Consider the following 25,277-nt stretch of genomic DNA (forward strand, 5'->3'; position numbering starts at 1 on the left):
CGCGTGTGGCAACGGGCGATTGTCCAGCCCTGTATGATGAACTTGTCAGATGGAAAAACGTTCCCGAAAGGTTGCAAATTTTCCATCCGGCATCTGGGGTGGGGACGGGGACGATGCCGCCATCGGGTTGATCGGGAATTATTCCTTATACAGGGCGACCATTTGCTGGATGTCGGTGCCATTGCGGATCATGACATCGTATTCGCCCTTTGACAGCGATGAGATATCAAGCTGGCAGGGGAAGCTTTTGCAATTTCGATTAAAGGCAATCGTGCCATCCTGATGGCTTAGAATCACCTGACCCTCGGGTATTTCCGAATAAACGGTCACACTGTCCGTGGTCGGTTTCGGGGCGATCTTGATTGCAGCCAAGGCGGCCGTCGTGCCCATGAAGATAGAGGCCAGGGCAATGGCAACCGGTTTGCTACGCAAAGATTTCAACATGATATCCCTCGCGCGTTTGTGCATTTTCCATGCCCCAAAGATGCCCCCCGAAGCAGAAGAATTCGCGGCGCAATTGAGGCATTTCCGTGCCGGTTCGTGCTTTGGGCGATGGGCAGCCATGCATGGACCAAAAAATTCAATGCCCGCAACCATTTACGGAAACGGGCATTGGGCAGAATCATGCAAATATCTTTGGGTCACATGGCACATTCGCCAGATTTCAAGAGGTCAATGCCGACTTTGTGGCCATAATTTCGGTTGCGATTTTATGTGCCGCGGCCTCGGGATCAGGTTGTCCGCAAATGGCCGATACCACGGCAAGTCCGTTGGCACCTGCGGCAAAAACCCGATCGACATGATCCCGTTTAAGCCCGCCAATGGCAACGGATGGCAGTTTGGCAATCTTGATCAGGTGCGCCAAACCGTCAAAGCCGATGGCGGGTTTATGATCGGGTTTGGTCGCGGTGGCAAAGATGGGACCGACGCCAACATAATCGACAATTGCCGGGTCAACTTTGCGGGCGACGGCTTCATTTTCAATTGAAAGACCGATGATCTTGTCACGGCCAAGGCGTTCGCGGGCGGTTTGTGCGGAGATGTCATCCTGACCAACATGAAGGCCATCGGCGCCAATCGCGATGGCCGCATCGATATCGTCATTCACAATCAACGGAACACCGCTGCCCGCCATGGCATCCATCAATTCACGCCCGATCCGGATCAGGCCTTCGGTGCCGACTTTCTTGTCGCGCAACTGAACAATCGTTGCCCCACCGCCGATTGCGGCCATGGTAGTTTCAACCATCGAATGGGTCCGGCACAGGTCAGGGTCGAGAACCAGATACAGCGAAAGGTCAAAGGACGTCATTGGGCAGTGATCCGGGCGTTGGCGTTAAAAGTTTTTGCATCAAGGGTATAGAGCCCGTCGACAAAGGCCGTCATGAACGATGCCGGGCCATGTGCCGACTTTGCGGCGATTTCGCCGGCAACGGCAAAATTGGCAAGGGCGGCAACCGTTGCCTCAAACGCCTGATCCGGCGCAATGGCGACATAGGCGCCGGTAAGGGCCGTCAACGCACAGCCCATGGCGGTGATTTTCGGCATCAGGTCCGATCCTCCGGCAATGCGCACCGACCGCGTGCCATCGGTGACGAAATCAACCTCGCCGGTCACAGCCACAATCGCCTTCTGTGCGGTGGCAAGGGTGCGTGCGGCATCCTCGGCCTGTTCGACCGGATCGCCACTATCGACACCCTGACCAGCACTTTGTCCGCCGCCAAGGGCGATGATTTCCGATGCATTGCCGCGAATGACGGTGGGGTTGAGTTTAAGGAGTTCGGTCGTCGTGCCCTGACGATACCCGGTTGCAAAATGCGCGACCGGATCAAGCACCCATGGTTTGCCTGCAGTGTTGGCCGATTTTGCCGCGGCAATCATGCCTTCTACCCAGTTGGGCGACAGGGTGCCGATATTGACGGTCAATGCGCTGGCAATGGCGGCAAATTCACCGGATTCTTCGGGCGTATGCACCATGGCGGGGGAGGCGCCCGCCGCCAGCAAGACATTGGCGGCATAATTCATCGCGACATAATTGGTGATGCACTGGACCAGCGGATTGGTCGCACGCATGCGCTCAAAAAGATCGGTTGTGGTTTGGGAAAGGTCGGTCGTCATATCGAGGCTCCAATGCGTCTTGTGTCGCAGCGTTGGAGACCCAGTTCGAAGTCGGAATGATGGAGAACGTTGTTTAAAGCGTTTGCAACGTTCGCACCGTCCCTACGCCAGTATGAACTGGATCAGGTTCAACGGGTCACTGCGCATGTGCTTTGATTGCACGGGGCAGTTTCTCAGCCTCCTGTCGAGGCTCCCCTTGGTGAACCTGCAACATGGGTTTTTCCGTGCTTTCTGTCAATTCGCCCTATGTATGGTGCGCGATATCCGAAGGCCAAAAAAGGCGGCGGATTGGTTTGCGCCAAGTCCCGCCGCCCTTTTATTTGATCAAAACGCGTTATGTGCGCGCAACGTGGCGCTTATTTACGGCGTTCCATCGCGGCCTTCAGGGCGGCGGCCATCGCATCATTTCCAGATGATGCGCCAGCGGACCCACCTGCGGAATTGCGCGAAGAATTACCACCACCGCCATTGCCGCGATTGTGGTTCGGGCGTGCGCCTGAATGTGCCTGCCCGCCACGTGGGGCAGCAGCTTGGCTGTCATTTCGGCGTTCGCGTGTGCCTTCGTAATCCGGCGCTGATTTCATCGACAGCCCGATGCGTTTACGCGGGGCGTCGACTTCCATGACGGTGACAGAGACGATCTGACCGGCCTTGACCACCTGACGGGGGTCTTCGACAAATTTGTCGGCCAGTTGGGAAATATGGACCAAGCCATCCTGATGCACGCCAATATCGACAAACGCGCCGAAATTGGTGACGTTGGTGACGGTTCCTTCAAGCTTCATACCGGCTTTTAGGTCCTTGATTTCATTGACACCATCGGTGAATTTGGCGGTCTTGAATTCCGGGCGTGGATCACGGCCGGGTTTATCAAGCTCGGCAATGATGTCGCGGATGGTTGGCACACCGAATGTGTCGTCGGCGTAATCTTCGGCACGCAGTGTTTTGATGAAGGCCGAATCGCCAATCAAATCGGCAAGCGATTTCGATGCCTGTGCACTGATCTTTTTGACCAGCGGATAGGCTTCCGGGTGCACGGCGGACGCATCAAGCGGGTTGGTGGCCCCGCGAATGCGCAAGAAGCCCGCACATTGTTCAAACGCCTTGGGTCCAAGACGTTCGACCTTTTTAAGGTCAGTACGCGACTGGAACGCGCCGTTTGAATCACGGTATCCGACGATATTGCGCGCCAGTGTTTCGCTTAAGCCCGCCACACGGGTCAAAAGCGGGATCGATGCGGTATTGAGGTCAACACCCACCCCGTTCACGCAATCCTCAACCACGGCATCGAGTGATTTGGCCAGTTTGGTTTCCGATACGTCGTGCTGATACTGCCCAACCCCGATGGATTTTGGTTCGATCTTGACCAGTTCGGCCAATGGGTCCTGCAAACGGCGCGCGATTGAGGCGGCCCCGCGCAGCGATACATCCAGATCGGGGAATTCTTCGGCGGCAAATTGCGACGCGGAATAGATCGATGCACCCGACTCATTGACAATAACCTTGGTCGCGGTCAGGGCCGGGAAGCGTTTAAGCATCTGCCCGGCAAGGTCATCGGTTTCACGCGAAAACGTGCCATTGCCAATCGCGATCAGCTCGATCTTATGGCGCGCGGCAAGGGCGGCCATGGTGTTAATCGCGCCCTCCACATCATTGCGCGGCTGGAACGGATAGACCGTCGCGGTATCGACCAGTTTGCCCGTCGCATCGACCACGGCAACCTTGACCCCGGTACGCACGCCCGGATCAAGACCCATGGTGGCCTTTTGCCCGGCAGGAGCGGCCAGAAGAAGGTCTTTGAGGTTATTGGCAAAGACCTTGATAGCATCTTCTTCAGCGCTGTCACGAAGGGACCCAAACAGATCAAGCTCAATCGACAGCGACAATTTGACCCGCCAGGTCCAGCGCACGGTATCGACCAGCCATTTATCGGCGGCACGGCCCTTATCGGCAATCCCGACGTGGGCCGCGATCATTATTTCGGCGCGCCCCGCCTGACTGCGCGGGCGGGCTTCGTCCTCGGCACCCAAGGTGAGTTTAAGTTGCAGGATGTCTTCGTTGCGGCCGCGGAACAGGGCAAGTGCGCGGTGCGACGGGCAGGTTTTGACTTTTTCCGAATGTTCGAAATAGTCGGAGAATTTCGCCCCTTCGGCCTGCTTGCCCTCAATCACGCTGGCGGTGATTTCGCCATCATTCCACAAAAGGTTACGCAGCTTGGCGACAAGGTCGGCATCCTCGGCAAAGCGTTCCATCAGGATTTGGCGCGCGCCATCAAGGGCGGCCTTGGTGTCCTCAACGCCTTTTTCCGCGTCAACGTATTTTGCCGCCTCAATCTCGGGATCAAGGGTCGGGTTGTTAAACAAGCCATCGGCCAGCGGCTCCAACCCGGCTTCGCGGGCAATCTGTGCCTTGGTGCGGCGCTTTTTCTTATAAGGCAGGTACAAATCTTCAAGGCGGGTCTTGGTGTCGGCCTCGTTAATGGCGGCTTCAAGTTCGGGGGTGAGTTTTTCCTGTTCGCGGATGCTTTCAAGCACGGAGGACCGGCGGCTTTCAAGTTCGGTCAGATACCTCAGGCGTTCTTCCAGCGTACGCAATTGGGTGTCATCAAGCCCGCCGGTTTTTTCTTTGCGGTAGCGGGCGATAAACGGAACGGTGGAACCTTCATTGAGCATCTCGATGGTGGCAATGACCTGTTCGGGACGAACCGAAAGTTCTTCGGCGATACGCTGAGGAATTGGACGCATGGTTTCTCCTTGTTTTGCTCGTATGCCTGAAATAGCGGCTTTAAGGGCACACGGAAAGAGTCAGTTTTCGCCAAATTTTTCCATCAGACCAGAATACGATTCCACGTTTGATTCCAAAGGATTGAAATCCCATGCATTTTGCGCGGTTCGGCTGCGCCATACGCAGGCTTGCCCAACGGTGGTCAGGACGCTATTTCTTGGGCAAATGTGAATTACAGGGTGCAGGCCCTAAAATAGGAGAAGCCGAATGACCGGAAAGTTTCGCGAGACCGTCATTCATCAGGTCGAGCCAAAAGATAAGGCCGAACCAAAAACAAGTGAAGAAAAGAACGAAGAGATCGCGGGTGCTGATATGGCCCCGGCCTTGTCTCAGGACGCGATCAACGCCCTTGCCGAAGCCAAGGCCGCCAAGGAAGCCGCTGCAAAACAGCGCGAAATCGGCGGCCCGAAAGGCCCGGAACCGACCCGCTTTGGCGATTGGGAAAACAAGGGGCGGTGTATCGATTTTTAATATTAATTTAGCGCTCTGCTATAAGTGGTAGTATTGCTAGTAAAGTCATTAGAAGTGTTGAGAGTATGCTGAATAAAGCAGTCACCGAGATAAATACCCAAGTGGCCCATGCGTTTAAAAGTGGGTGTTGAATTATATCAATGGCACCAACCAACAATGCATAAAAATGAAATGCTATTCCCAGCATCACAAAAAGCATCAGAGTGGTTCCATTTATCAAAACTAGTTTTTTTATCTTTGGGAACTCGGAGAAGTTTTGTGCGTCAAACATAAATTCAGCCGGTGCAGCCTCAAAATAGGAACTGAAAAGTATAAAATTGTCTTGACCTTTTGTTTTATTTTCGCAGATTTTCTTAATTATGCTCTGATAAAAGGTCAGTGATACAATGTATATTGATGATAAAAATAAGTTATGGTTGGAAACGTAAATTATCATTTCCATTAAGCCATCAAACTTCTTTATGCTAGTCCCAAGAAATACAATTGTAAAATCTGGATTGTTTTTTAAAATTATTATTAGTGCGTCGGCTAGGATTGTAAAAAAAACGGATCTTTTTAGATTATTTCCGCATTTGTCTGATTTTTTATCTAGTTTTTCTAATATTTCGTTCGAAACTATCGACTGAGTGATATTTGGATCATTGATCTTGTCAAAGTTATCGCGGGTGATTTTCGAAACAATAGTGATCAGTGTACGTAATATTTTTCCCTTATGTTGTTTTATTGGCATGACAACTTTTCCAAGTTTTTAAGGAAATGGTAAGCGTTTGTTTTAACCCGATTTCTGGATAGTTTTGATGTTATGGTCATATTCTCTCAGGTCATTTTGAATATGACGAATGGTTAAACCATAGCATTGGTATCCGCTTCGGTCATCTTGCATATGCGTTTGATCTTTTTAAGCTGGCTTGTAATGAGTTTTTGAGCGCTAAATTTAGATTTTTAGTCATAATACCAACCATCTCCGTGACTTATTCAATGAGACTTTTCCGGGGTGACGAAAGTCGCGATAGGTCAGACTTTCGCTCAGAGATTTGATCATAGGGGAAGGATGTCAGGGTGAATTTGGCATCTTTGCCGGGTTCACAGAAGGTGCGCAATGTACGGTCATCGCGCTTTACCAGTTCTAGAACATTATCCGATTATAAAAGCGCATTAAGTTCGCGCAGGACAAGCGCGTGGGCAAGGCCCAGAAGGCGGGCAAATGTGCGGCTGTTATGGGCGATATCTTGCTGTGCTGTGATCAGGGTGCTTGCCTGTGTTGGCGTTAGTTCTGGCTGGGCGGCAATAAGCTGCGCAACCAGATCGGTCATGTTTTGCGCCTTGCACGTTGGCGGGGCTTGGTGTTTTCGGTTTCCAGCATTTCGTCAATGCTGTTGGGAAGATCATCAGCAGGCGCAAAAATTTCCCCCAGAACCGCATCGCGAGAGAGCGCGTGCGCCAAGCGCATAACGGTCAGGAACGGTGCCAGACCGGTATCTTCGAATTTGCGCAAGGTCGGAGCAGGCACACCTGCACGTGAGGCTAGGTCCTTGCGTGTCAGGTTCCGTGAAAGGCGCAATTGCTTGGCCGCGACACCGACATTGCGCGCGCTTTGTTCTGGTGAAAATGATTCAAGTGATATTACCATATCAATTAACCTGTTATTTTGTGGTTAAATGATACTCTCATATCAATTATTTGGAAACTAGCCCTTGTACCAAGAGCAGATTAATCAAGGCTTCCGGCCATCTCGTAAAACGTTCGCAGGGTGCGTGCATCCTGTTTGGTGATGGTCAGGCGGTTTTGATCGCAAAGTGTGGTGATCTCGCGCAGGACAAGCGCATGGGCAAGGCCCAGAAGGCGGGCGAATGTGCGGCTGTCGCGGGCAATATTTTGCTCTGCTGCGATGATGATGCCTGCCTGTATCGAGGTAAGGTCGGGTTGCGCGGTGATAAGGCGCGCAACCAGATACATGAATTGTTCGCTCTCAGGCGGGGTGTTGGATGCGGTTTTAGGTGCGGTTTCGGGCACAGTCCCGGTCACGCCGCTGCTTCCTTTTGAAACGATACCATGACCGATTTTGACGTTGGCGTGTCGCTTTGATCCCCGGTACTGCCCAGCGGTACCAGTACATTCAGTTCCGGGTAATAGCCCGCAACGCTGCCGCGTGGGATATCGTATGAAACGAACCGGAAATCCGGTGCAACGCGTTTAACGCCATCATCATATTCGCCAATGACATTCACCCGGTCGCCAGATTGTGCGCCAAGTGATGCAAGATCATCGGGATGGATAAAGATGACGTTGCGTTCGCCGTACACACCGCGATAGCGGTCATCAAGACCATAAACGGTGGTGTTGTACTGATCGTGCGAACGGAATGTCTGAAGCGCGAAACGGGTTTGTGCCGTGCGGGCCTGCTGGTGCACGGTGCTGGTGGGAAGGGTGCCGGCAAAGAAATTGGCCTTGCCGGTCGGTGTGTTCCATTCCCGGTGTGCGGCACTGTTGCGCAGGAGGAACCCGCGTGGTGTGCGCAGGCGGGTGTTGTAATCGTCAAAGCCCGGAATGGTGGCTTCGATATGGCTGCGGATGCGTTCATAATCATCGGCAAGGGCAGGCCATGACACGGTCTGGGTGCCAAGGGTTGCCTCGGCAATCCCGGCGATGATGCCAACTTCGGATAATAGGTGCGGCGATGCCGGACGGTTGATGCCCGCCGACCCGTGAACCATACTCATCGAGTCTTCGACGCTGACGACCTGTGACTGACCGGCTGAATTCAGATCAATTTCGGTCCGCCCGAGACACGGCAGGATAAAGCTGACCTCGCCTGGCATCAGGTGCGAATGATTGGGCTTGGTCGCGATGTTGACCGTCAGTTTCAGGTTTTTAAGTGCCTTGGCGACAAGGGCGCTGTCGGGCGTTGCACGGGCGAAATTGCCGCCAAGCCCGATGAAGGCCTTGGCACTGCCATCCAGCATCGCGCCAATCGCACCCAGCACATTGTGCCCGTGTTTGCGCGGTGCGGTGAAGCCGAATTCCTTTTCCAGTGCATCAAGGAAGGCATCGGCGGGTTTTTCGTTAATGCCAACGGTGCGGTCACCCTGCACATTCGAATGTCCGCGCACCGGGCAGAGGCCGGCACCGGGTTTGCCGATATTGCCGCGCAGGAACATGAAATTGGAAATTTCACGAATGGTCGCAACCGAATGAAGGTGCTGGGTGACACCCATCGCCCAAGTGCAGATCACATTTTCTGCCGACATATACACATTTGCCGCCTGTTCGATGTCGTGCCGGGACAGGCCCGACTGGTCTTCGATCTCGGCCCAACTTGTGGCGTCAGCAGTGGCGCGATACTCGGCAAAGCCTTCGCAATGTTGGCTTAGGAAATCATGATCAAGCACGGATGGATGACCCGCCGCAATGGCGGCATCTTCGGCGGCAAACACCGCCTTGCTCATGCCGCGCACGGCGGCCATGTCCCCACCGAGAAGGGGCTGGTAATAGTGGCTGGCGATGTCGGTTGATCCGCCTGACAGCATTTCAAGTTTGGCCTGCGGGTCGGAAAACCGTTCCAGACCGCGTTCACGGACCGGGTTAAAGACAACGATTTCAGCACCACGAATGGCGGCCCGGCGCAAATCACCCAGCATGCGCGGATGGTTGGTGCCGGGGTTTTGTCCCAGCACGAAAATGGCATCTGCCTTTTCGAAATCTTCGAGCAGGACCGTGCCTTTGCCAGCGCCAATCGCCTGACGCAGGCCAATGCCGCTTGCTTCGTGGCACATGTTGGAGCAATCGGGGAAATTGTTGGTGCCATAAAGGCGTACGAACAATTGATAAAGATAAGCAGCTTCGTTGCTGGCCCGGCCGGATGTGTAAAACTCGGCCTGATCGGGGGAATTCAGGTTTTTAAGAATGCCCCCAATTTCGGCAAAGGCATCTTCCCACGCGACCGGCAGATAGGTGTCGCTTTGCGCGTCATAGCGCATCGGGTGGGTTAGTCGCCCGTTCAGTTCCAGCTCATAATCGGAAAGTTTGCGCAGCTCAGAAACCGTATGTTTGGCAAAGAATGCCGGTGTGGCGCGCTTTTGCGTTGCTTCCCACGACACCGCTTTGACACCGTTTTCGCAAAACTCAAACGATGATCCATGCTCGGGATCACCCCACGCGCAACCAGGGCAATCAAAACCGTTGGGCTGATTTGCCTTAAGCATCGTGCGGGCACCGGTAAGGGCGCTGCCGCTTTGTAAAAGCTGCTTACCGCAACTTTTCAGCGCACCCCATCCACCCGCAGCCGATGATTTCTTGCCAATAAAGATTTCATTCATGGGGGCATCTATTTGCGATAACGCAAATTAGGTCAAGTATGCAGACGTAATGGGGTGATAGAAAAAATTTATCAAACCCTTATGCGGTGATTTTAAATGCGCATAAAACGCATTCAGGGCCGAAACCAACGATGTGGTTCCGGCCCTGATGCATACAGAAGGCAGGTCGTATATGGCTTAGGCGCCGCGAATTGCCTTGATGTTGTTGGCGTATTCACCCGGGCCGCCTTTGAAGGTGGCCGATCCTGCGACCAGAACATTCGCGCCAGCCGCAATGACTTGCGGTGCGATTTCCGGGTTTACGCCACCATCGACTTGAAGGTCGATGTCGCGCCCGGTGGCATCGATCATCTTGCGGATGCGTTTGATTTTCTCAAGCTGGCTTGGAATGAATTTCTGACCACCAAAGCCCGGATTGACGGTCATGACCAGCACCAGATCAACCATGTCCATGACGTATTCAATCACAGATTCCGGGGTTGACGGATTGAGCGACACACCGGCTTTTTTGCCCAGCGACTTGATCAGTTGCAAGCTGCGATGCAGGTGCGGGCCGGCTTCGGCGTGGATGGTGATGATGTCGGATCCGGCATTGGCGAAGGCTTCGATATAGGGATCGACCGGGGCGATCATGAGATGCACGTCAAACACCTTGTCGCTGTGCGGGCGCAGCGCCTTGACCACGTCCGGGCCAATCGTGATGTTGGGCACAAAATGGCCGTCCATCACATCAATGTGGATGTAATCCGCACCGGCGGCGTCAACCGCACGGACATCAACACCCAGTTGGGCGAAGTCGGCCGAAAGGATCGAAGGGGCAATTTTAATGTTCGACGTGGTCATGCGTCACGGGTCCTGAAACACTGCGGGATATGGGAATTTGGCGCTTGTCTTACCGCAAAAAACCCGCCCTGTCATCCGAATGGACGGTCATGGCAGCCTTGTGTGCGGGGGGGTCTTGCCGTATTTTGACGCGAAATCAGCGCTTTTTGACAAGCCGGGCGCAGAAAAAGCCATCCATGCCGCCATATTCCTGCATATGAACCGGCAGAATGCGCAATTCGCCATCTTCGTTGATCGCCTCATCCCAGCCGCCGAGTTCTTCGGCAGTAATCGGTTTGCGTTCGTATTTGGGATGATCGGCCAGGAACGATTTGATCTGATGTTCGCCTTCTTCGGGTTGCAGCGAACAGGTGCAATAGATCAACTCACCGCCAACATTCAAAAGCTTGTCAGCCTGATTAAGCAATTTGGTCTGGATCGGCAAAAGAGAGCGCATCAGTTTGTCGTTCTGACGCAACAGAATATCGGGATGACGGCGAATGGTGCCGGTCGCCGAGCATGGGGCATCGAGCAAGACCGCATCCGCACGCGGGGTATCCGGGGCCAGATCGGTGGCATCGCCAGTGACAACGGCTGCGCCCAGTTCAACCCGTTCAAGGTTTTCGTAAACGCGTTTGAGGCGACCTTCGGATTTATCAACCGCAATCGGGCTGCTGCCAAGGGCCGCCAATTGCATTGTTTTGCCACCCGGGGCGGCACAAAGGTCATAGATCGTTTTGTCTTTATAGGCCGAAAACAGGGTGGCCGGAATGGCGGCTGCCGCATCCTGTACCCACCATTTGCCGTCCTTATAGCCCGGAAGGTCGCGAATGCGTCGGCCACTTTCAAGTCGGACTGATCCGGTCGGCAGGACAAGGCCATCGACCTGTTCGGCCCAATCTTCCGATTCTGAACGATCCTTGATCGACAGATCGAGCATGGCGTGGCCAAGGCTGGCCTCGGCGATGCCTTGCGCGATTTCGGCACCATAGGCCTTTTTCCATGATCCGCGCAGCCATGCCGGGATGTTAAGCTGCCAGTCTTCGACCCCTTCGGGCCATTCAAAGCCATCGCGCTGCAAACTGCGCAGCACCGCATTCACAAGCTTCACATATTTATGCAAACCGGCATCACGGGTCAGATTGACCGTGCTGTCGACCGCACCGTAATCGGATGTGTCCATAAAGAACAACTGTGCGACGCCAAGGCGCATGATGTTGGTCAGGCGCGCAGCAACCCGGTCCTGTGGCGGTTGATAGCGCGGCGCCAGAACCGCATCAATTTCGCCCATATGGCGCAATGTGGTGCCCAGCAAATGGCGCAGGTAATTGCGATCCAGTGACGGCAGACCATAGCCATGCTTTGACAGAAGTTCGTCCAGTGTCACTTCGCCGCCACGCAGTTCCTGCAGCGTTTTCAGCGCCAGCATGCGTGGATCGGGTGCCTCGACCGCAGGATGGCGGGATGCATTGCGATGGGCGGGACGGGAACGGCGTTCAGTCAAAGGGGTATCTCCGGTTTTATGTTATGACTGTAGTTAAGGCGGCGATAGCCAAGTGTAAAGCACCAAGCATCTGTTGGGTCGGCATGGCTGACCTGCCAATCACCACGATGCCGGGTTGAAAAGCCTTGCGATGGGGGCTGTCCCCGGCTACTCCAGACGCAACAATCTGCTGATGGCGTGCCGGTCGTAACCCACGGGCAAACCATGGCCCAATCAGGACCGAAACAAGGGATCACCCAAACGATGACGTTTGCCGGACTTGCGACCTTTTCCAGTATTTTTCTGATCGGTGCCATGTTGTTGACGTGGGGGGTGCTGGTGTATTTGCGGCGCAAGGCGATTTTGGACATGCCCAACCACCGCTCCAGTCATGCGGTGCCGACCCCGCGTGGCGGTGGGTTGGCGGTGACCCCGCTTTTGATTGTTCTGGTGGCGGTGGTGTTTATCCATACCGGGGTGCGCGATACTGGTCCTTGGTTGATGCTTGCCGCCGGGGCCGGTCTTGGCGTCTTAAGCTGGCTCGATGACCGGCGTGATTTGTCCGCAGCGATACGGTTTGCCTGTCAGTTCATGGCGGTGATCATTGGTGTTTTTGCCATGGATAAGCCGGTTCTGGGCGGGATCGTTCCGGACTGGCTTGATCATGTTTTGGTCGTGCTGGCGTGGGTCTGGTTTATCAATCTGTTTAACTTCATGGACGGGATTGATGGCATTACCGGGGTTGAGGCCGGGTCGATCGGACTTGGTGTGTTTATCCTCGCCCTTTTGATCCCGTTGCCGCAGTTCATCGGGCTTGGCTATATCGGGCTTGGTGTCACCTCGATCATGGCCGGGTTTTTGATCTGGAACTGGCATCCGGCCCGGTTGTTTCTGGGCGATGTCGGATCAATCCCGCTTGGCTTTATTCTGGGTTGGGTTCTGTTGGAGCTGGCTGCCGAAGGGGCGTGGGCGGTCGCGCTTATCTTGCCGTCATATTACCTGTTTGATGCGACCATAACCTTAATCAAGCGTGCACTTCGCCGGGAAAAAATCTGGCAGGCGCACCGCGAACATTTTTATCAACAAGCCACCCAGCGCGGACTTAAACATTCGACCGTCTCGGCAATGATCGGGATCACCAATCTGGTGTTGATTGCGGTGTGTTTTACCGAGTTTGATACGCCGGGCTGGATGCGGGTTGTGGCGGCCGCCATGGTGGTGTTTGGGCTTGTGGGCATGATGTTGCGCATGCCGGTCAAAGACCGCGCGCAACCGTAAGCAAAAACAGGCACGTGCGGAGTGCTTGACTTGTTTTCAGGTGGGCGCGAAAAGAAAGGCTTATCCGTCTTCGGGTGAAGCGGGTATCCTTTAAAAACAGATAAAAACAGAAAATTGCCGGTAAGGGACCGCATGTCGCGCATTTTACAGCGAAGCCATATTGCCTTTGGTCATGACATTGTCATGGCCGCACTTTCTTTCCCGCTGGCATTGTATTTGCGGGTTGGTGAGGGCGTGCAGTTTTATGCCTTTGACAATATCTTGTTTTCAGCCGGTGTGTTTACCCTGATTGCGGCGGCATCCTTCTGGTTTTTTGGACTTTATCGCGGTATCTGGCGCTATGCGTCGCTGAATGATCTGACACGGATTGCCAAGGCGGTCAGCGTTGCGGTGGCGGCCTTGTTTGTTATCTTGTTCCTGACCACCCGTCTGGACTGGATCCCGCGGTCCGCGCCACTTATTCAGTGGTTTTTGTTGATGGCGTTGCTGGGTGGGTCGCGGTTGGCTTATCGCATCGCCAAGGATAAATCGACTGCGCGTGCGCTGGTGCGTCAAGGTACGCGGCGTCTTTCGGTTCTGTTGATCGGGGCCGGCGACGAAGCAGAAGCCTTCATCCGTGAAACACAACGGTCTGCCGACACCCCGTTCAAGGTGATCGGGATTGTCGCGCTGACGGAAAGCCGTGTCGGGCGCAACATGCACAATATTGATGTGCTGGCGACGGTTGATCAGCTTGAAGAAACCATTCAGAAACTTGAAAAATCACGCCACGGTGTGCCGCGCCGTTTGGTTTTGACCGGTGATGCGCTGCGTCATCCTGATAATGCCAAATGGCTTGAGATTGCCGACCGATATGGCATGACGTTTGCCCGCCTGCCGAAACTGGGGGACCTGCGCGAAGGCCTTGCCGATCCGCTGCAAATCCGCCCGGTGGCGATTGAGGATTTGCTGGGCCGTCCGCAGGCGCGTCTGGATCGTGACCGCGTCCGCGACATGATTGGCGGCAGGCGCGTGCTTGTTACCGGGGCAGGTGGATCGATTGGGTCCGAACTGGTGCGCCAGATTGCATCTTACGGTCCGGCGAGCCTGACACTGGTCGATGCCGGGGAATATAATCTCTATGCCATTGATATGGAAATGGCGGAAAAATACCCGGACTTGCCACGTGAAAGCGTTCTGGGTGACGTTCGGGATCGCACACGGATTGATACAGTTTTTGATGACGTCAAACCGGAAATTGTTTTCCATGCGGCGGCGTATAAGCATGTGCCGCTGGTCGAACATAATCCCAACGAAGGTATCCTGACCAATACACTGGGGACGCGCAATGTGGCCGAGGCCTGCCGGGCGGCCAATGTTGCGACGATGGTTTTGATTTCAACCGATAAGGCGGTTAATCCGGCCAATGTCATGGGCGCGTCCAAGCGGCTGGCGGAATGTTATTGTCAGGCGCTTGAAACCTTGCCCGAAGATCAGCGCAGCATCACGCGGTTTGTCACGGTGCGGTTTGGCAATGTGTTGGGATCGACCGGATCGGTTGTGCCGCTGTTTAAGCGCCAGCTTGAAGCCGGGGGGCCTTTGACCGTCACCCACGAAGGCATCACACGTTATTTCATGACCATTGCCGAGGCGGTGGAGCTTGTCCTGCAATCGGCTGAACTTGGCCGTCGCGGTGTGACAGAAGGCGGTAAAATCTTTGTTCTTGATATGGGGCGCCCGGTCAAAATCGTTGATCTGGCACGTCAGATGATCTTGCTGTCGGGCTTGCAGCCGGGCAAGGATGTCGAGATCAAGGTCACCGGCCTGCGTCCGGGTGAAAAGCTTTATGAAGAACTGTTCCACGATTCGGAACCGCCCGAACCAACAGAGACGGACGGTGTGATGTTGGCCGCCCCGCGGGTTGTTGACTATGGCCTGATCAAACAGGTGTTTGATGCGCTTGAAACCAGTGCAACCAGCCGTGATACCCACGCCACTTTGGCGTTGATCAGCCAGTTGGTGCCAGAATTCCAGCCGCCCGAAATCGGGGTTAAATCGATCTTTGCCGATAACGCCAAAGCCGTAACAGGTCCGTCTGCCGGGGATGGCAGCGATCTGGATCAGGCTACGGGAAGATCGGCCTAGTCGTCTTTCCAGTGACACCATTTTCCATTTTTTGGGATGCCTCATAAGAGTTCATTCTCATTGCGAATGAACTCGTGCGGAATTGTCGTTTGTCACGGGTGTTTTACGCCAATATCTTGCGATCAGAATGACAAACAGGAATGACCTTTTTGATAAGGCATTCCGAAATTCCAGTCCGTTCCCGTTCTTTGGAGGCTTCCATGTCGGCAGATGCTTTGGTCCATCCCGATGAAATTCGTTCGATGTTTTCCAGCGCCATGTCGGACATGTACCGTGCCGAAGTGCCGCAATATGGAACACTTCTGGAACTGGTGGCCGATGTTAATCAGGACAGCCTTGCGGTAAACGCAGCGTTGCGTGAAGGGCTGGAAAGCAATGATGAGCTGGATCGACTGGATGTCGAACGCCACGGCGCGATCCGTCTGGGCAAGCCCGAAGAACTGTTTACCATGCGCCGCCTGTTTGCGGTGATGGGTATGCATCCGGTGGGCTATTATGATCTGTCAGTGGCGGGGGTGCCGGTGCACTCGACGGCCTTTCGTCCGATTGATGACGCGGCACTGCGGCGCAATCCGTTTCGGGTTTTTACATCCCTTTTGCGGCTTGAGCTGATCGAAGATGAAAAACTGCGCTATGACGCCCAGCAGATTCTGGCAGCGCGCGATATTTTCACCGCCGATGTCATCAAGCTGATTTATCTGGCGGAAAAGAATGGCGGGTTGACGCAGGTGCAGGCCGAACAGTTTGTGACCCAGGCGCTTGAAACATTCCGCTGGCACAGTGATGCGACGGTGTCGCTGGCCTCATACCAAAAGATGCATGACGCCCATCGTTTGATTGCCGATGTGGTGTGTTTCAAAGGTCCGCATATCAATCATCTGACACCGCGCACATTGGATATTGATGCGGTTCAGAAAGCCATGCCCGAAAGGGGCATTTCACCCAAGGCGGTTGTCGAAGGTCCACCGACCCGCAACTGCCCGATCCTTCTGCGCCAAACCAGTTTCAAGGCGCTGGAAGAACAGGTTTATTTCGTGGGCGACACACCAAAAGGTACGCCGGGAACCCACACCGCACGCTTTGGCGAGATTGAACAGCGCGGCATTGCGCTGACGGTAAAGGGGCGGGCGCTCTATGACACGCTTTTGGCATCCGTCCGGCAGGCTGTTCAGATCAATGCCGGTGGATCAAATGCGCGCGATTACGAAACCGAGCTTTGCGAACGGTTCGTCGCCTTCCCAGATGATTATGAAACGCTTCGGGGCGAAGGGTTGGCCTTCTTTAAATACAGCCCGACCCAGGCCGGTTTGGATGCCGCGCGCAAAGGCAAATTGCCGGGAACGGCCCATGAGTTGGTTGATCAAGGATATCTGCGTGCAGATCCGATCATTTATGAGGATTTCCTGCCTGTGAGTGCGGCGGGTATTTTCCAATCGAATCTGGGCGGTGACGCGCAGAAAAATTATCAGACCCACTCCAATCAGGATGAGTTTGAACAGGCGCTTGGGGCATCGGTTCGTGATGAGCTGGCACTTTATGCGAAAACCCAGCAGGCTTCTATTGACCGTGCATTTGATGCATTGGGGCTTAAGAAAAGCGTTGCTTGATTAGGGTTGGCGTATCGAGCCGATTGGTGCGGGCACGTACATTAAAGGTTTACGGCATTTCCTGCGTTTGGAAGGTCGATATGGCACTCATTGTCGTGTCATCTTTTTCGTTGACCAATCCATACCCCAATGACTATACGTTAATTCATAGTCATCGGGGTATGGGTTAATGTCAGACGCACACACGATCCTTTTCAAAACGCTTTCCGACCCAACGCGGCGGGCAATTTTTGAGCGTTTATGCCGAGAAGGGGACAAAACTGTTGGGGCACTGACAGAGCAGGCGGGTGTCTCGCAACCGGTTGTCTCAAAACACCTGCGTATTTTAAAGCAGGCAGGTTTGGTTAGCGGCTTACATCAAGGCCGCCAGACTCATTACAGCGCACAGCCTGATGCGTTATCCCCCCTCAGGGACTGGACCGCGCAAATGGCTGAGTTTTGGGAGGGCCGTTTCGATGCGCTTGAAAACTTGCTCAAACGGATTGATCAATGAAAAATACCACACCCGAAACCCGCTCTGTCGTTGTTGAACGGGAACTCGCCTATCCGCCTGAGAAAATATGGCGTGCTCTTACGCAGCCGCATCTCATCGCAGAATGGTTACTGCAAAATGACTTCACGCCAGTTTTGAATCACAAATTCAATCTCAGCGCCAGTTGGGGTGAAATTGACTGTCAGGTTCTGACGATCGAGCCCGAGAAAACACTCACATACACATGGCAGGCAGATGGTTTGGAAAGTGTCGTTAAATGGACACTGTCGCCTTCTGCCAGTGGAACGCTTCTGCGTATGGAGCAAACAGGTTTCAATCCAGAGAAACAAAAGCTCGCATATTTCGGGGCGAGAAGCGGATGGCCCCGGTTCTTTGATCAGTTAGAACAATTACTATCCCAAGTGGACTGAATTTGTCTCCAAATTTGAGGGATCTAGGATGAATATTTTTTTGTGGATTTTGCAGGCATTACTCGCCGTGCATACAGGTATCGGCGCAGTTTGGAAGTTTTCAAATTCCGAACAAAACATTCCATCTCTGAGCGCTATTCCTCATGCGGTATGGATGGGGCTGATTGGCGTTGAACTGCTTTGTGCGGTTGGGTTGATCCTGCCTGCAATCAATAAGCAATTTGCCATTCTCGTACCTATCGCGGCCTTGGGTATTGCAGCAGAGATGCTCCTCTTTTCCGGGATGCATTTGCGATCAGGTGTAGAGCAGAATGGGCCGATGTTTTATTGGCTGGTCGTGGCGGTCATATGTGGATTTCTTGCCTATGCCAGAACGTCACTCTCACCGCTTTAGAGCGGCGGTATGAAATAGAGCTATTTTGCTGAAAGCCGCCATGCAAGAATTCGGGGTCCACTTTTTGCGCTGCACATGCTAAAGGTCCGCGCGAAACATGGTTCGGACTCATTGATCATGTGTCGGCCCGGGTTTCTGCCAAAAGGCCGGTTCGCCCGCAATTGATACCATCCCGTATGCACGAGCAGCCATACAGCACGGTATCGCGTTGGGCCGATATATCATCAATGGGTCCGCGACCTTCATCACATATTGATGCATGAAAGCGAACCCAATGACTGCTCGTATTGCGCGCGCGCTTATTTCCGTTTCCGACAAGACCGGTCTGGTCGAATTTGCCAAATCCCTTCATGAACAGGGTGTTGAAATCCTGTCGACCGGTGGTTCTGCCAAGGCGATTGAAGCGGCCGGCATCCCGGTTAAGGAAGTTGCCGATCACACCGGTTTTCCTGAAATCATGGATGGTCGTGTTAAAACGCTTCATCCGAAAATTCATGGCGGCCTTCTGGGCCGTCGTCCGCTTTCCAGCCATATGCAGGCGATGAAAGACAACGACATTGCGCCGATTGATCTGGTGTGTGTGAACCTTTATCCGTTCGAAGAGACCGTCGCCAAGGGTGCCGATTTCGATACCTGCATCGAAAACATCGACATTGGCGGGCCAAGCATGATCCGTTCTGCCGCCAAGAACCATGAATCGGTCACGGTTGTTGTCGACCCAGGCGATTATGACCGGGTTGTTGCCGAAATGAAGGGCAACGAAGGGGCGACCACCGCCGAAACCCGCCGCGTTCTGGCCGCCAAGGCATTTGCCCGCACGGGTGCCTATGACTCGGCGATTTCAAGCTGGTTTGCTGGTGAACTGGGTGAAACCTTCCCGCAGCGTTTGAATGTTTCGGCCGAACTGAAGCAAACCCTTCGTTATGGCGAAAACCCGCATCAGCAGGCCGCATTTTACACCAACGGTAAAAACCGTCCGGGTGTTTCGACCGCGACCCAGCTTCAGGGCAAGGAACTGTCGTTTAACAACCTGAACGACACCGATGCCGCGTTTGAGCTGGTGTCCGAATTTGATGAAAAACCGGCTGTTGCCATCATCAAGCACGCCAACCCGTGCGGTGTGGCAGAGGGCGAAAGCCTGATTGATGCCTATCACAAGGCACTGTCATGTGATCCGGTGTCGGCATTTGGTGGTATCATTGCGGTCAACCGGACCCTTGATAAAGCCACGGCTGAAGAAATCGCCAAACTGTTTGCCGAAGTGGTGATTTGCCCGGATGCGGATGAAGCGGCCCGTGAAGTTCTGTCGTCCAAGAAGAACCTGCGTGTTCTTATTACCGGTGGCATGGCCGATCCGGAAGGCGAAGACATGACGCTGCGTTCGCTGGCGGGGGGATATCTGCTTCAGAACCGTGATGCGGGTCGGGTCAAACGTGAAGAGCTTAAAGTCGTTACCAAGCGCACGCCGTCCGAGGCCGAGCTTAATGACCTTCTGTTTGCCTTCCGCGTTGGCAAGCACGTCAAATCAAATGCGATTGTGTATGTTAAAGACGGCAAGACTGTTGGTGTTGGTGCCGGTCAGATGAGCCGTGTTGACAGTTCACGTATTGCCGCATGGAAAGCCGAAGAAGCCAGCAAAAATGCAGGCGAAGATGTCGTGCGGACCAAAGGGTCGGTTGTGTCATCTGATGCATTCTTCCCGTTTGCCGATGGTCTTCTGGCAGCGGTCAAAGCCGGTGCCACGGCGGTGATCCAGCCGGGTGGTTCGATGCGTGACGAAGAAGTCATTGCAGCAGCCGACGAGCACGGTATTGCCATGGTGTTTACCGGCATGCGTCATTTCCGTCACTAAGTGCGTAAATGATCCAGAAAATGAAAACCCCGGGGTCTGTCCCCGGGGTTTTGTTTTGGTGGAGTTGTTCCGGCCAAAGTGACCCAACCTGACGGACTTAAACGGCGGGTTGGGTGCCTTTTTGCGGGGTGTTTGCACTGTCACTGTCACCGTCATCATCGTTGCTGTGATCAATGATGGTGCCATTATGTTCAATGGCTGCAGGTTTTTGGGCTGCGTCCTTTGACGGTGTCATTTCCGTATCAGAGGTGGTTGTTTTTGGTGCCTGATGCACGCGAAGGGGGCTTCGCCATTCAACACTGCCAAACGAATGACAGGACGGGCAGGATACGACCCAGCGATCCGTTTCTGCCCCACAGGCCCCACAGCGCCAATCGGGATCCGGGTTGGCGTGGCTGGCCTTGACCAGAAGGTCACGAGCCTTCGCACCATCTTGCTTTTCACGCAATTCCAGATCGGCCAGCAAACGATAATGGCGAGCTTCGGTCTTGCGGGTCATGGCCTTTTCAAGGTTGCTGCGCGCCATGCCCCACAGATCGGCCAGAAGGGCAGCCTCGGCCAGAATAATCTGGCTTTCGACATGGTCTGGGTTGGTGGCAGCCAGTTTTTCAACTGATTTGACCTGTGCCAGCGGATCGCCGGTCAGCGTTTCAAGATAGATCGCGCCAAGGGCGGCAGACGGTGTTGTGCGCCAGCTTTGTAGGATAACGTCGCGGGCTTTGGTTTCCTGTTTCAGGTCGCGATAAAGCCCGGCCAGCAAAACAGCCGCACCGGTAAAGTCGCCGGCCGCGTTCAATGCCTTGCGTAAAAGTTTGATGGCTTCGGCATTTTCACCAGACGCGATGGCGTCCTCGGCCTTGGCGGTAATTAGCAAAGCACGCCGACGGGTCAATTCCTGTTCGCCAAAAACCTCGGCCTTTTGCGCATCAACCAAAAGGCTAAGTGCGCGGTCCCACCGTTTGGACGTCAGCAGCAAGTCAAACAGGGTCACGATCACAGCCGGATTGCGCGGGCGCAGACGGTGTGCGCGTTCGGCGTAATCAAGCGCGTCTTCGCGGTCATTGGTCTTAAGTGATAATTGCAGCAACCCGCGCAGGCCAAAGAACGCCGAGTCTGGTTTTTCCAACATGGCTTCAAACTGGCGCTTGGCCGCATCGTTGTTGCCGTCAAGTTCTGCTGCCTGTGCGGTTAAAAGCCGTGTCAGTGTATCGTCTTCAAGATAACGATCGACCGCACGGGTATGTTTAAGCGCCTGACGCACATCGCCCGATGCCAGTTCCAGCAACCCCATGGTCAGGGCCTGCTGGCCTTTTTTACGCCGACGACTGCCGAGCAGACGACCGACCCAGCCCGGTGAATTGGCAATGATGGTCCAGCCACGCCAGATCAGAACACATATGGCGGTCAGGGCCAAAAGGGCCAAGGCAACCATGCCAATCGATCCGTCAAAGCGATAGCCAAGCCAGACCACCGTCATTCTGCCGGGATTATCGGCAAACCAGACAGTGCAGCCCACCAAGATGGCCGTAATCAGGATAAAGGTCAGCAGGCGGATCATTGGCTATCCTCCGACCCGGTCAGAAGATCAATCGCATGCGCACTCAGCGAGGCGATGGCGCTGTTGAGAATTTGACGGTTTTCCGCAGCCGCCAACCAGTCGGCAACCGCGACCGATGCATGGTCACCTTCAACACCCTGAAGGGCGGTAATGGCAGCATCAAGGTCGTCGTGCTCAAGCGCGTTTTCAGCCGTTACCAGACGTCCTTCAAGTGATTCCTCGCCTGCCGCATCGACACGGCGGATCGGGATCAGTTTTTTGATGTTGGCCCACGTCGCATCAAGCACACTGCCCGAATGATCATCGGTGGCGGCCTGAACGGCTTCCTGTGCCATGACCGGGAAGGACTGACGCAGTTTTTCGATGGTCGGGGCCCCCTGATCGGCAAGCGGTTTAAGGGTGGTAATCTGTTCAGCAATAAGGGGGTCATCGCCGCTGCTGCGTTCAAGCTGATTTAGGGCGATGATAAATGGCCCACCGCGCTGCAAAGCATCGCGCAGGATGGTGACGGCCATGGCAATCGCCTGTCCGCGGCTTTCAACCCGAAGGCCAGCCGTTGCCCGGACTTCTTCTTCCATCGTTGACAGGCGTGCCGACATTTCACGCATTTCGTTGGCGACACCGGCAAGTTCGCTTTCGACGCGTGCAAGTTCTTCGATGGGGGCAGTACGGGTTTCAATTTCCGCCATACGGCGGGCAACTGTGTTGTTCAATGTGCCGCCGCGTTCGCTGTTAAGGCGTTCGCGCAAGGCATCAATTGTGCCTTCAAGCCGCGAAAGGCGTTCGGTCAGTTCCGGATCAACAACAACCGATCCATCCGGCAGGGGTGATGCGCTTGAAACGCTATTTGTATCACCGTCAACCGGGGGAAGACTGTCTTCTTCACTGACCATGCCATCGTCTTTTTCGGCCATGGTTGCGTCTTCATCCGGGGCCGGGATGGTATTGTTCTGATCGTTCTGATCAGTCATTTCCGGCTGACTTGGTGCATTGGTTGCTGTGATTGCACCGTCATCCTTGAACTCTTCGGGGGTTATTTCATCAAGAATAACCGTCGGGACATATTGGCTCAAAACCGGCTCTGCATCACGCCACCAGATCGCACGGGTCAACCAGCCAGCGGCAATGGCACCGACAATGATGATCACAAACAGCAAAAGCGCCTTGCCGCCCACACCCTTGCGCGAGGCAGCAGAACCGTCGGTTTTGCTGCTTTTGTCATTGGACTGATTGTTGCGATGGGCCGATGCCGGTTTTATTTCCGGTTTGGCCGTTGTCGATGCTGTTGCGCCAGGTTTCTCTGTCGGCTTTGATCCCGACTGGGAGGGCGATTTTGCCGTATCGGGTTTTGCACCAGATTGTGTGTCGGACTTTGTGCCTGTCTGGGTGTCTGTCTGGGCCGCCGTTGGCTTTGATGCGGGTTTCGCATCCGAACTGGCATTGCCGCTGCTATCGACAGATATGGTCTCGGTCGATTTCTGGGTGTCGACCGGTTTTGCGGAAGCGTCTGATTTTGGCGTTTCTGGTTTTTTCACGATCGGACCATTGCAGTTTGCGGTTGTTCCATAACGTGGTTACACGCTGGAAAATGACTGATCTAGTATAGAAAGAAGGTATTCCTGTGTCGGCTTTGATGCAACGTGCGTTCTTTGCCATGTAAGGTCGGCAGTTCGCAATTGCACTGCCGGACTGAGACAAATTGCACAGGTATCTGTCAGTTCCCCTTCCAGCTTGTAGCTTTTGACCAGCTTAACAAAGGTTTCGGCTGTGCGGGGAGAGAAAAATAAAACTGCATCAATATGATGCGCAGTGATGGCATCTAAAATCTGTTGTGGCAGGGTCTCGCTGGCGTGGGCGGTATAGACGGTTTGGCGGTCAATCTGATACCCGCCGTCACGCAGGATTTCGCCCAGATCGCCTGCCGTCTTGCGCGCTGCGGGATGGAAAAGCGGGCCCATTGCGGGACTAATTCGTTCCCGGATCAACGCGGCGAGATCGTGGATATCGCCATTGGCGCTTTCGATCCGGTTAAAACCCATATCAGCGGCCAGACGGGCTGTGGCATCGCCAACACATAAAGCCGTTTGGTAGCGATCCTGTGACAGACGGGCAAAGGCCCGCAGCCCGTTGGCGGATGTAAAAATAAGGGCCTGATACGGGGTCGGGTCAAAAGGCCTGGTTTGTGCTGGAAACTCAATTTCCAACATCGGTGCAGACAGAACCCGATAGCCGCGCGTTTGAAGGGATGCTTCAAGATCGGCGGAATCGGTTTTGGGCCGGGTGTTTAAAACCAGTGGTCCCATTTTCTGTCCCGTTATGTTGTGAGTCAGGCCGAAATAAAGTCCGGACCACCGCGTTGTTTAAGCTCTTCCCCGGCATCTTTTCCTGCGGCAGATGCGGTTGCCATGTCTGGCCGTGCAATATGGCGTTCGGTATCAAGCCGTTCGCTGCCATCCGGGCGCACGATTGAAACCCGCAACCGCATGCTGCCATCCTCATGATACTCGGCAAGGGCGGCAATCGGGGTGCGGCAGGAGCCATCAAGCGCGAAGAGGGCTGCGCGTTCACCCGCGACACGGATTGCCGACTTTTCGCAATGAAGGGCGGATATCCAGTCTTTGGCCTGTGTGTCATCCTCACGGATGGTGATGCCAATCGCCCCTTGGGCCACTGCGGGCAGCATGTCGTCTTCGGCAATCGGGGCGGTGGCAATTTCGGGTTGGCCCAGACGGTTCAAACCAGCCATCGCCAGTAAGGTCGCATCGACCTGTTCTTCGCCAAGTTTGCGAAGCCGGGTCTGCACATTGCCGCGGAATGTGATGACCTTGAGATCGGGATATTTGTTCAGGATCATGGCCTGACGCCGCAGCGACGCCGATCCGATCACGGATCCGGCAGGCATTTCGGCAAAGCTTTTATATTTCAGCGAAATAAACGCATCACGGACATCTTCACGCGGTAAAATCGTCGGCAGGATCATGCCATCAGGCAGGACTGTCGGCACATCCTTCATGCTGTGAACAGCAAGGTCAATGTCGCCCCCCATCAGGGCATCATCGATTTCCTTGGTAAACAGTCCCTTGCCGCCGATTTCCGACAATGCGCGATCAAGGATCTTGTCGCCGGTCGTTGTAATGACCGTAATGGCGATCGCACCCTCACTGGCAAGTTCGGGATGGGCCGCGGCCAGTTTATCACGGACCTCGTGCGCCTGTGCCAATGCCAAGGGTGAACCACGGGTGCCAATGCGAAGTTTTGCTGTATCTGTCATGACAGGAGTTTTAGTCTTAAAGTTGTTTGAAAACAAGGGGTGCGGCGGTCTGCGTCTTGGTAAAAATCGATTGGTATGACGTTGCTATTATAGTGTTAGAAAATGCGATTTCATTGACGTATGTCGGTCTAGAGAGAGTTTCGATAGTTTTGCGAGGCGTGGGTAAAAGGGCGGCGAAACAAACCCTTTAGACTGTCAAAATAGGCCTGAAACGCGATAACTGCATATGGCAAATGCGCCCGTCGGGGGTGGAAAGCAGGTAAAGTTTCCGCTACATCATCTCCAAGCGTAGTATT

23 protein-coding genes and 1 riboswitch are annotated in these 25,277 nt (G+C 54.3%); of the genes, 8 read left to right on the plus strand and 15 right to left on the minus strand.

The window, feature by feature from the left end; genetic code table 11:
• Positions 1-138: 138 nt before the first annotated feature.
• The 4 genes from AMM48_RS08830 to AMM48_RS08845 all read right to left on the minus strand — a co-directional run bounded on the left by AMM48_RS08830 (position 139) and on the right by AMM48_RS08845 (position 4,862).
• The gene (locus tag AMM48_RS08830) at positions 139-444 is read right to left on the minus strand and encodes a hypothetical protein (protein ID WP_101301625.1); all 306 of its coding nucleotides are present in this window, start codon (positions 442-444) and stop codon (positions 139-141) included.
• A gap of 220 nt (positions 445-664) precedes the next feature.
• On the minus strand, positions 665-1,312 hold the full coding sequence (thiE, locus tag AMM48_RS08835) for a thiamine phosphate synthase (protein WP_102783717.1): 648 nt from the start codon (positions 1,310-1,312) through the stop codon (positions 665-667).
• On the minus strand, positions 1,309-2,118 hold the full coding sequence (gene thiM / locus AMM48_RS08840; RefSeq protein WP_102783718.1) for a hydroxyethylthiazole kinase: 810 nt from the start codon (positions 2,116-2,118) through the stop codon (positions 1,309-1,311). The genes thiE and thiM overlap by 4 nt, the downstream gene beginning before the upstream one ends.
• A gap of 82 nt (positions 2,119-2,200) precedes the next feature.
• Positions 2,201-2,325: riboswitch (TPP riboswitch) on the minus strand.
• 149 nt (positions 2,326-2,474) lie between these two features.
• Entirely contained in the window at positions 2,475-4,862 is a 2,388-nt protein-coding gene (locus AMM48_RS08845) for a Tex family protein (protein ID WP_102783719.1), read from the minus strand.
• Between the two features lie 247 nt (positions 4,863-5,109).
• Here AMM48_RS08845 and AMM48_RS22285 point away from each other — a divergent pair, with 247 nt between their 5' ends.
• Positions 5,110-5,373: a succinate dehydrogenase assembly factor 4 gene (locus AMM48_RS22285; RefSeq protein ID WP_181951561.1), complete on the plus strand. Its 264-nt coding sequence runs from the start codon at positions 5,110-5,112 to the stop codon at positions 5,371-5,373.
• Between the two features lie 7 nt (positions 5,374-5,380).
• Here AMM48_RS22285 and AMM48_RS08855 read toward each other — a convergent pair whose 3' ends face one another.
• The 7 genes from AMM48_RS08855 to AMM48_RS08880 all read right to left on the minus strand — a co-directional run bounded on the left by AMM48_RS08855 (position 5,381) and on the right by AMM48_RS08880 (position 12,015).
• Entirely contained in the window at positions 5,381-6,103 is a 723-nt protein-coding gene (locus tag AMM48_RS08855) for a hypothetical protein (RefSeq protein ID WP_102783720.1), read from the minus strand.
• A gap of 412 nt (positions 6,104-6,515) precedes the next feature.
• Positions 6,516-6,686 carry a hypothetical protein gene (locus AMM48_RS22170; RefSeq protein WP_158246446.1) on the minus strand — a complete coding sequence of 57 codons (171 nt, stop codon included), beginning with the start codon at positions 6,684-6,686 and terminating at the stop codon, positions 6,516-6,518.
• On the minus strand, positions 6,683-7,003 hold the full coding sequence (locus tag AMM48_RS08860; protein WP_102783721.1) for a helix-turn-helix transcriptional regulator: 321 nt from the start codon (positions 7,001-7,003) through the stop codon (positions 6,683-6,685). The genes AMM48_RS22170 and AMM48_RS08860 overlap by 4 nt, the downstream gene beginning before the upstream one ends.
• 80 nt (positions 7,004-7,083) lie before the next feature.
• Entirely contained in the window at positions 7,084-7,398 is a 315-nt protein-coding gene (locus AMM48_RS08865; RefSeq protein ID WP_198413511.1) for a hypothetical protein, read from the minus strand.
• Positions 7,395-9,689: an FdhF/YdeP family oxidoreductase gene (locus tag AMM48_RS08870; protein ID WP_102783722.1), complete on the minus strand. Its 2,295-nt coding sequence runs from the start codon at positions 9,687-9,689 to the stop codon at positions 7,395-7,397. Before AMM48_RS08870 ends, AMM48_RS08865 begins: the two co-directional genes overlap by 4 nt.
• Before the next feature lie 177 nt (positions 9,690-9,866).
• Positions 9,867-10,532 (minus strand): ribulose-phosphate 3-epimerase, encoded by a 666-nt coding sequence (gene rpe / locus AMM48_RS08875; RefSeq protein ID WP_101301633.1) that lies wholly within the window; start codon positions 10,530-10,532, stop codon positions 9,867-9,869.
• Positions 10,533-10,668: 136 nt separating this feature from the next.
• Entirely contained in the window at positions 10,669-12,015 is a 1,347-nt protein-coding gene (locus AMM48_RS08880) for a transcription antitermination factor NusB (RefSeq protein ID WP_102783723.1), read from the minus strand.
• 243 nt (positions 12,016-12,258) lie between these two features.
• On the opposite strand from AMM48_RS08880, the gene AMM48_RS08885 reads away from it, so the two are divergent.
• The 7 genes from AMM48_RS08885 to purH all read left to right on the plus strand — a co-directional run bounded on the left by AMM48_RS08885 (position 12,259) and on the right by purH (position 20,152).
• Positions 12,259-13,272, plus strand: coding sequence for a glycosyltransferase family 4 protein (locus tag AMM48_RS08885; protein ID WP_102783724.1), 1,014 nt, complete (start codon positions 12,259-12,261; stop codon positions 13,270-13,272).
• 132 nt (positions 13,273-13,404) lie between these two features.
• A complete protein-coding gene (locus tag AMM48_RS08890) occupies positions 13,405-15,396 on the plus strand; it encodes a nucleoside-diphosphate sugar epimerase/dehydratase (protein WP_102783725.1) in 1,992 nt (663 codons plus the stop codon).
• A 200-nt stretch (positions 15,397-15,596) separates the two neighbouring features.
• The gene (locus AMM48_RS08895) at positions 15,597-17,003 is read left to right on the plus strand and encodes a VOC family protein (RefSeq protein ID WP_102783726.1); all 1,407 of its coding nucleotides are present in this window, start codon (positions 15,597-15,599) and stop codon (positions 17,001-17,003) included.
• Between the two features lie 169 nt (positions 17,004-17,172).
• A complete protein-coding gene (locus tag AMM48_RS08900; RefSeq protein WP_102783727.1) occupies positions 17,173-17,496 on the plus strand; it encodes a metalloregulator ArsR/SmtB family transcription factor in 324 nt (107 codons plus the stop codon).
• A complete protein-coding gene (locus AMM48_RS08905) occupies positions 17,493-17,906 on the plus strand; it encodes an SRPBCC domain-containing protein (RefSeq protein ID WP_102783728.1) in 414 nt (137 codons plus the stop codon). Before AMM48_RS08900 ends, AMM48_RS08905 begins: the two co-directional genes overlap by 4 nt.
• Positions 17,907-17,934: 28 nt before the next feature.
• Positions 17,935-18,300, plus strand: a complete 366-nt coding sequence (locus AMM48_RS08910; protein WP_102783729.1) for a DoxX family protein — start codon at positions 17,935-17,937, stop codon at positions 18,298-18,300.
• A 274-nt stretch (positions 18,301-18,574) separates the two neighbouring features.
• Positions 18,575-20,152, plus strand: a complete 1,578-nt coding sequence (purH, locus tag AMM48_RS08915) for a bifunctional phosphoribosylaminoimidazolecarboxamide formyltransferase/IMP cyclohydrolase (protein WP_102783730.1) — start codon at positions 18,575-18,577, stop codon at positions 20,150-20,152.
• Positions 20,153-20,249: 97 nt separating this feature from the next.
• Here the strand turns inward: purH and AMM48_RS08920 are convergent, their stop codons facing one another.
• From AMM48_RS08920 to hemC, 4 genes are read right to left on the minus strand one after another with little or no spacing between them, the layout of a single operon-like run.
• Complete coding sequence (locus AMM48_RS08920; protein ID WP_102783731.1) at positions 20,250-21,710, minus strand: heme biosynthesis HemY N-terminal domain-containing protein; 1,461 nt, start codon at positions 21,708-21,710, stop codon at positions 20,250-20,252.
• A complete protein-coding gene (locus AMM48_RS08925; RefSeq protein ID WP_102783732.1) occupies positions 21,707-23,245 on the minus strand; it encodes a mitofilin family membrane protein in 1,539 nt (512 codons plus the stop codon). Before AMM48_RS08925 ends, AMM48_RS08920 begins: the two co-directional genes overlap by 4 nt.
• Positions 23,246-23,284: 39 nt before the next feature.
• Positions 23,285-24,013: a uroporphyrinogen-III synthase gene (locus AMM48_RS08930; RefSeq protein WP_102783733.1), complete on the minus strand. Its 729-nt coding sequence runs from the start codon at positions 24,011-24,013 to the stop codon at positions 23,285-23,287.
• A 23-nt stretch (positions 24,014-24,036) separates the two neighbouring features.
• Positions 24,037-24,981: a hydroxymethylbilane synthase gene (gene hemC, locus AMM48_RS08935; protein ID WP_102783734.1), complete on the minus strand. Its 945-nt coding sequence runs from the start codon at positions 24,979-24,981 to the stop codon at positions 24,037-24,039.
• Between the last annotated feature and the right edge of the window lie 296 nt (positions 24,982-25,277).

This window comes from Thalassospira sp. GB04J01 (genome assembly GCF_000751115.1).
GTDB lineage: Bacteria > Pseudomonadota > Alphaproteobacteria > Rhodospirillales > Thalassospiraceae > Thalassospira > Thalassospira lucentensis.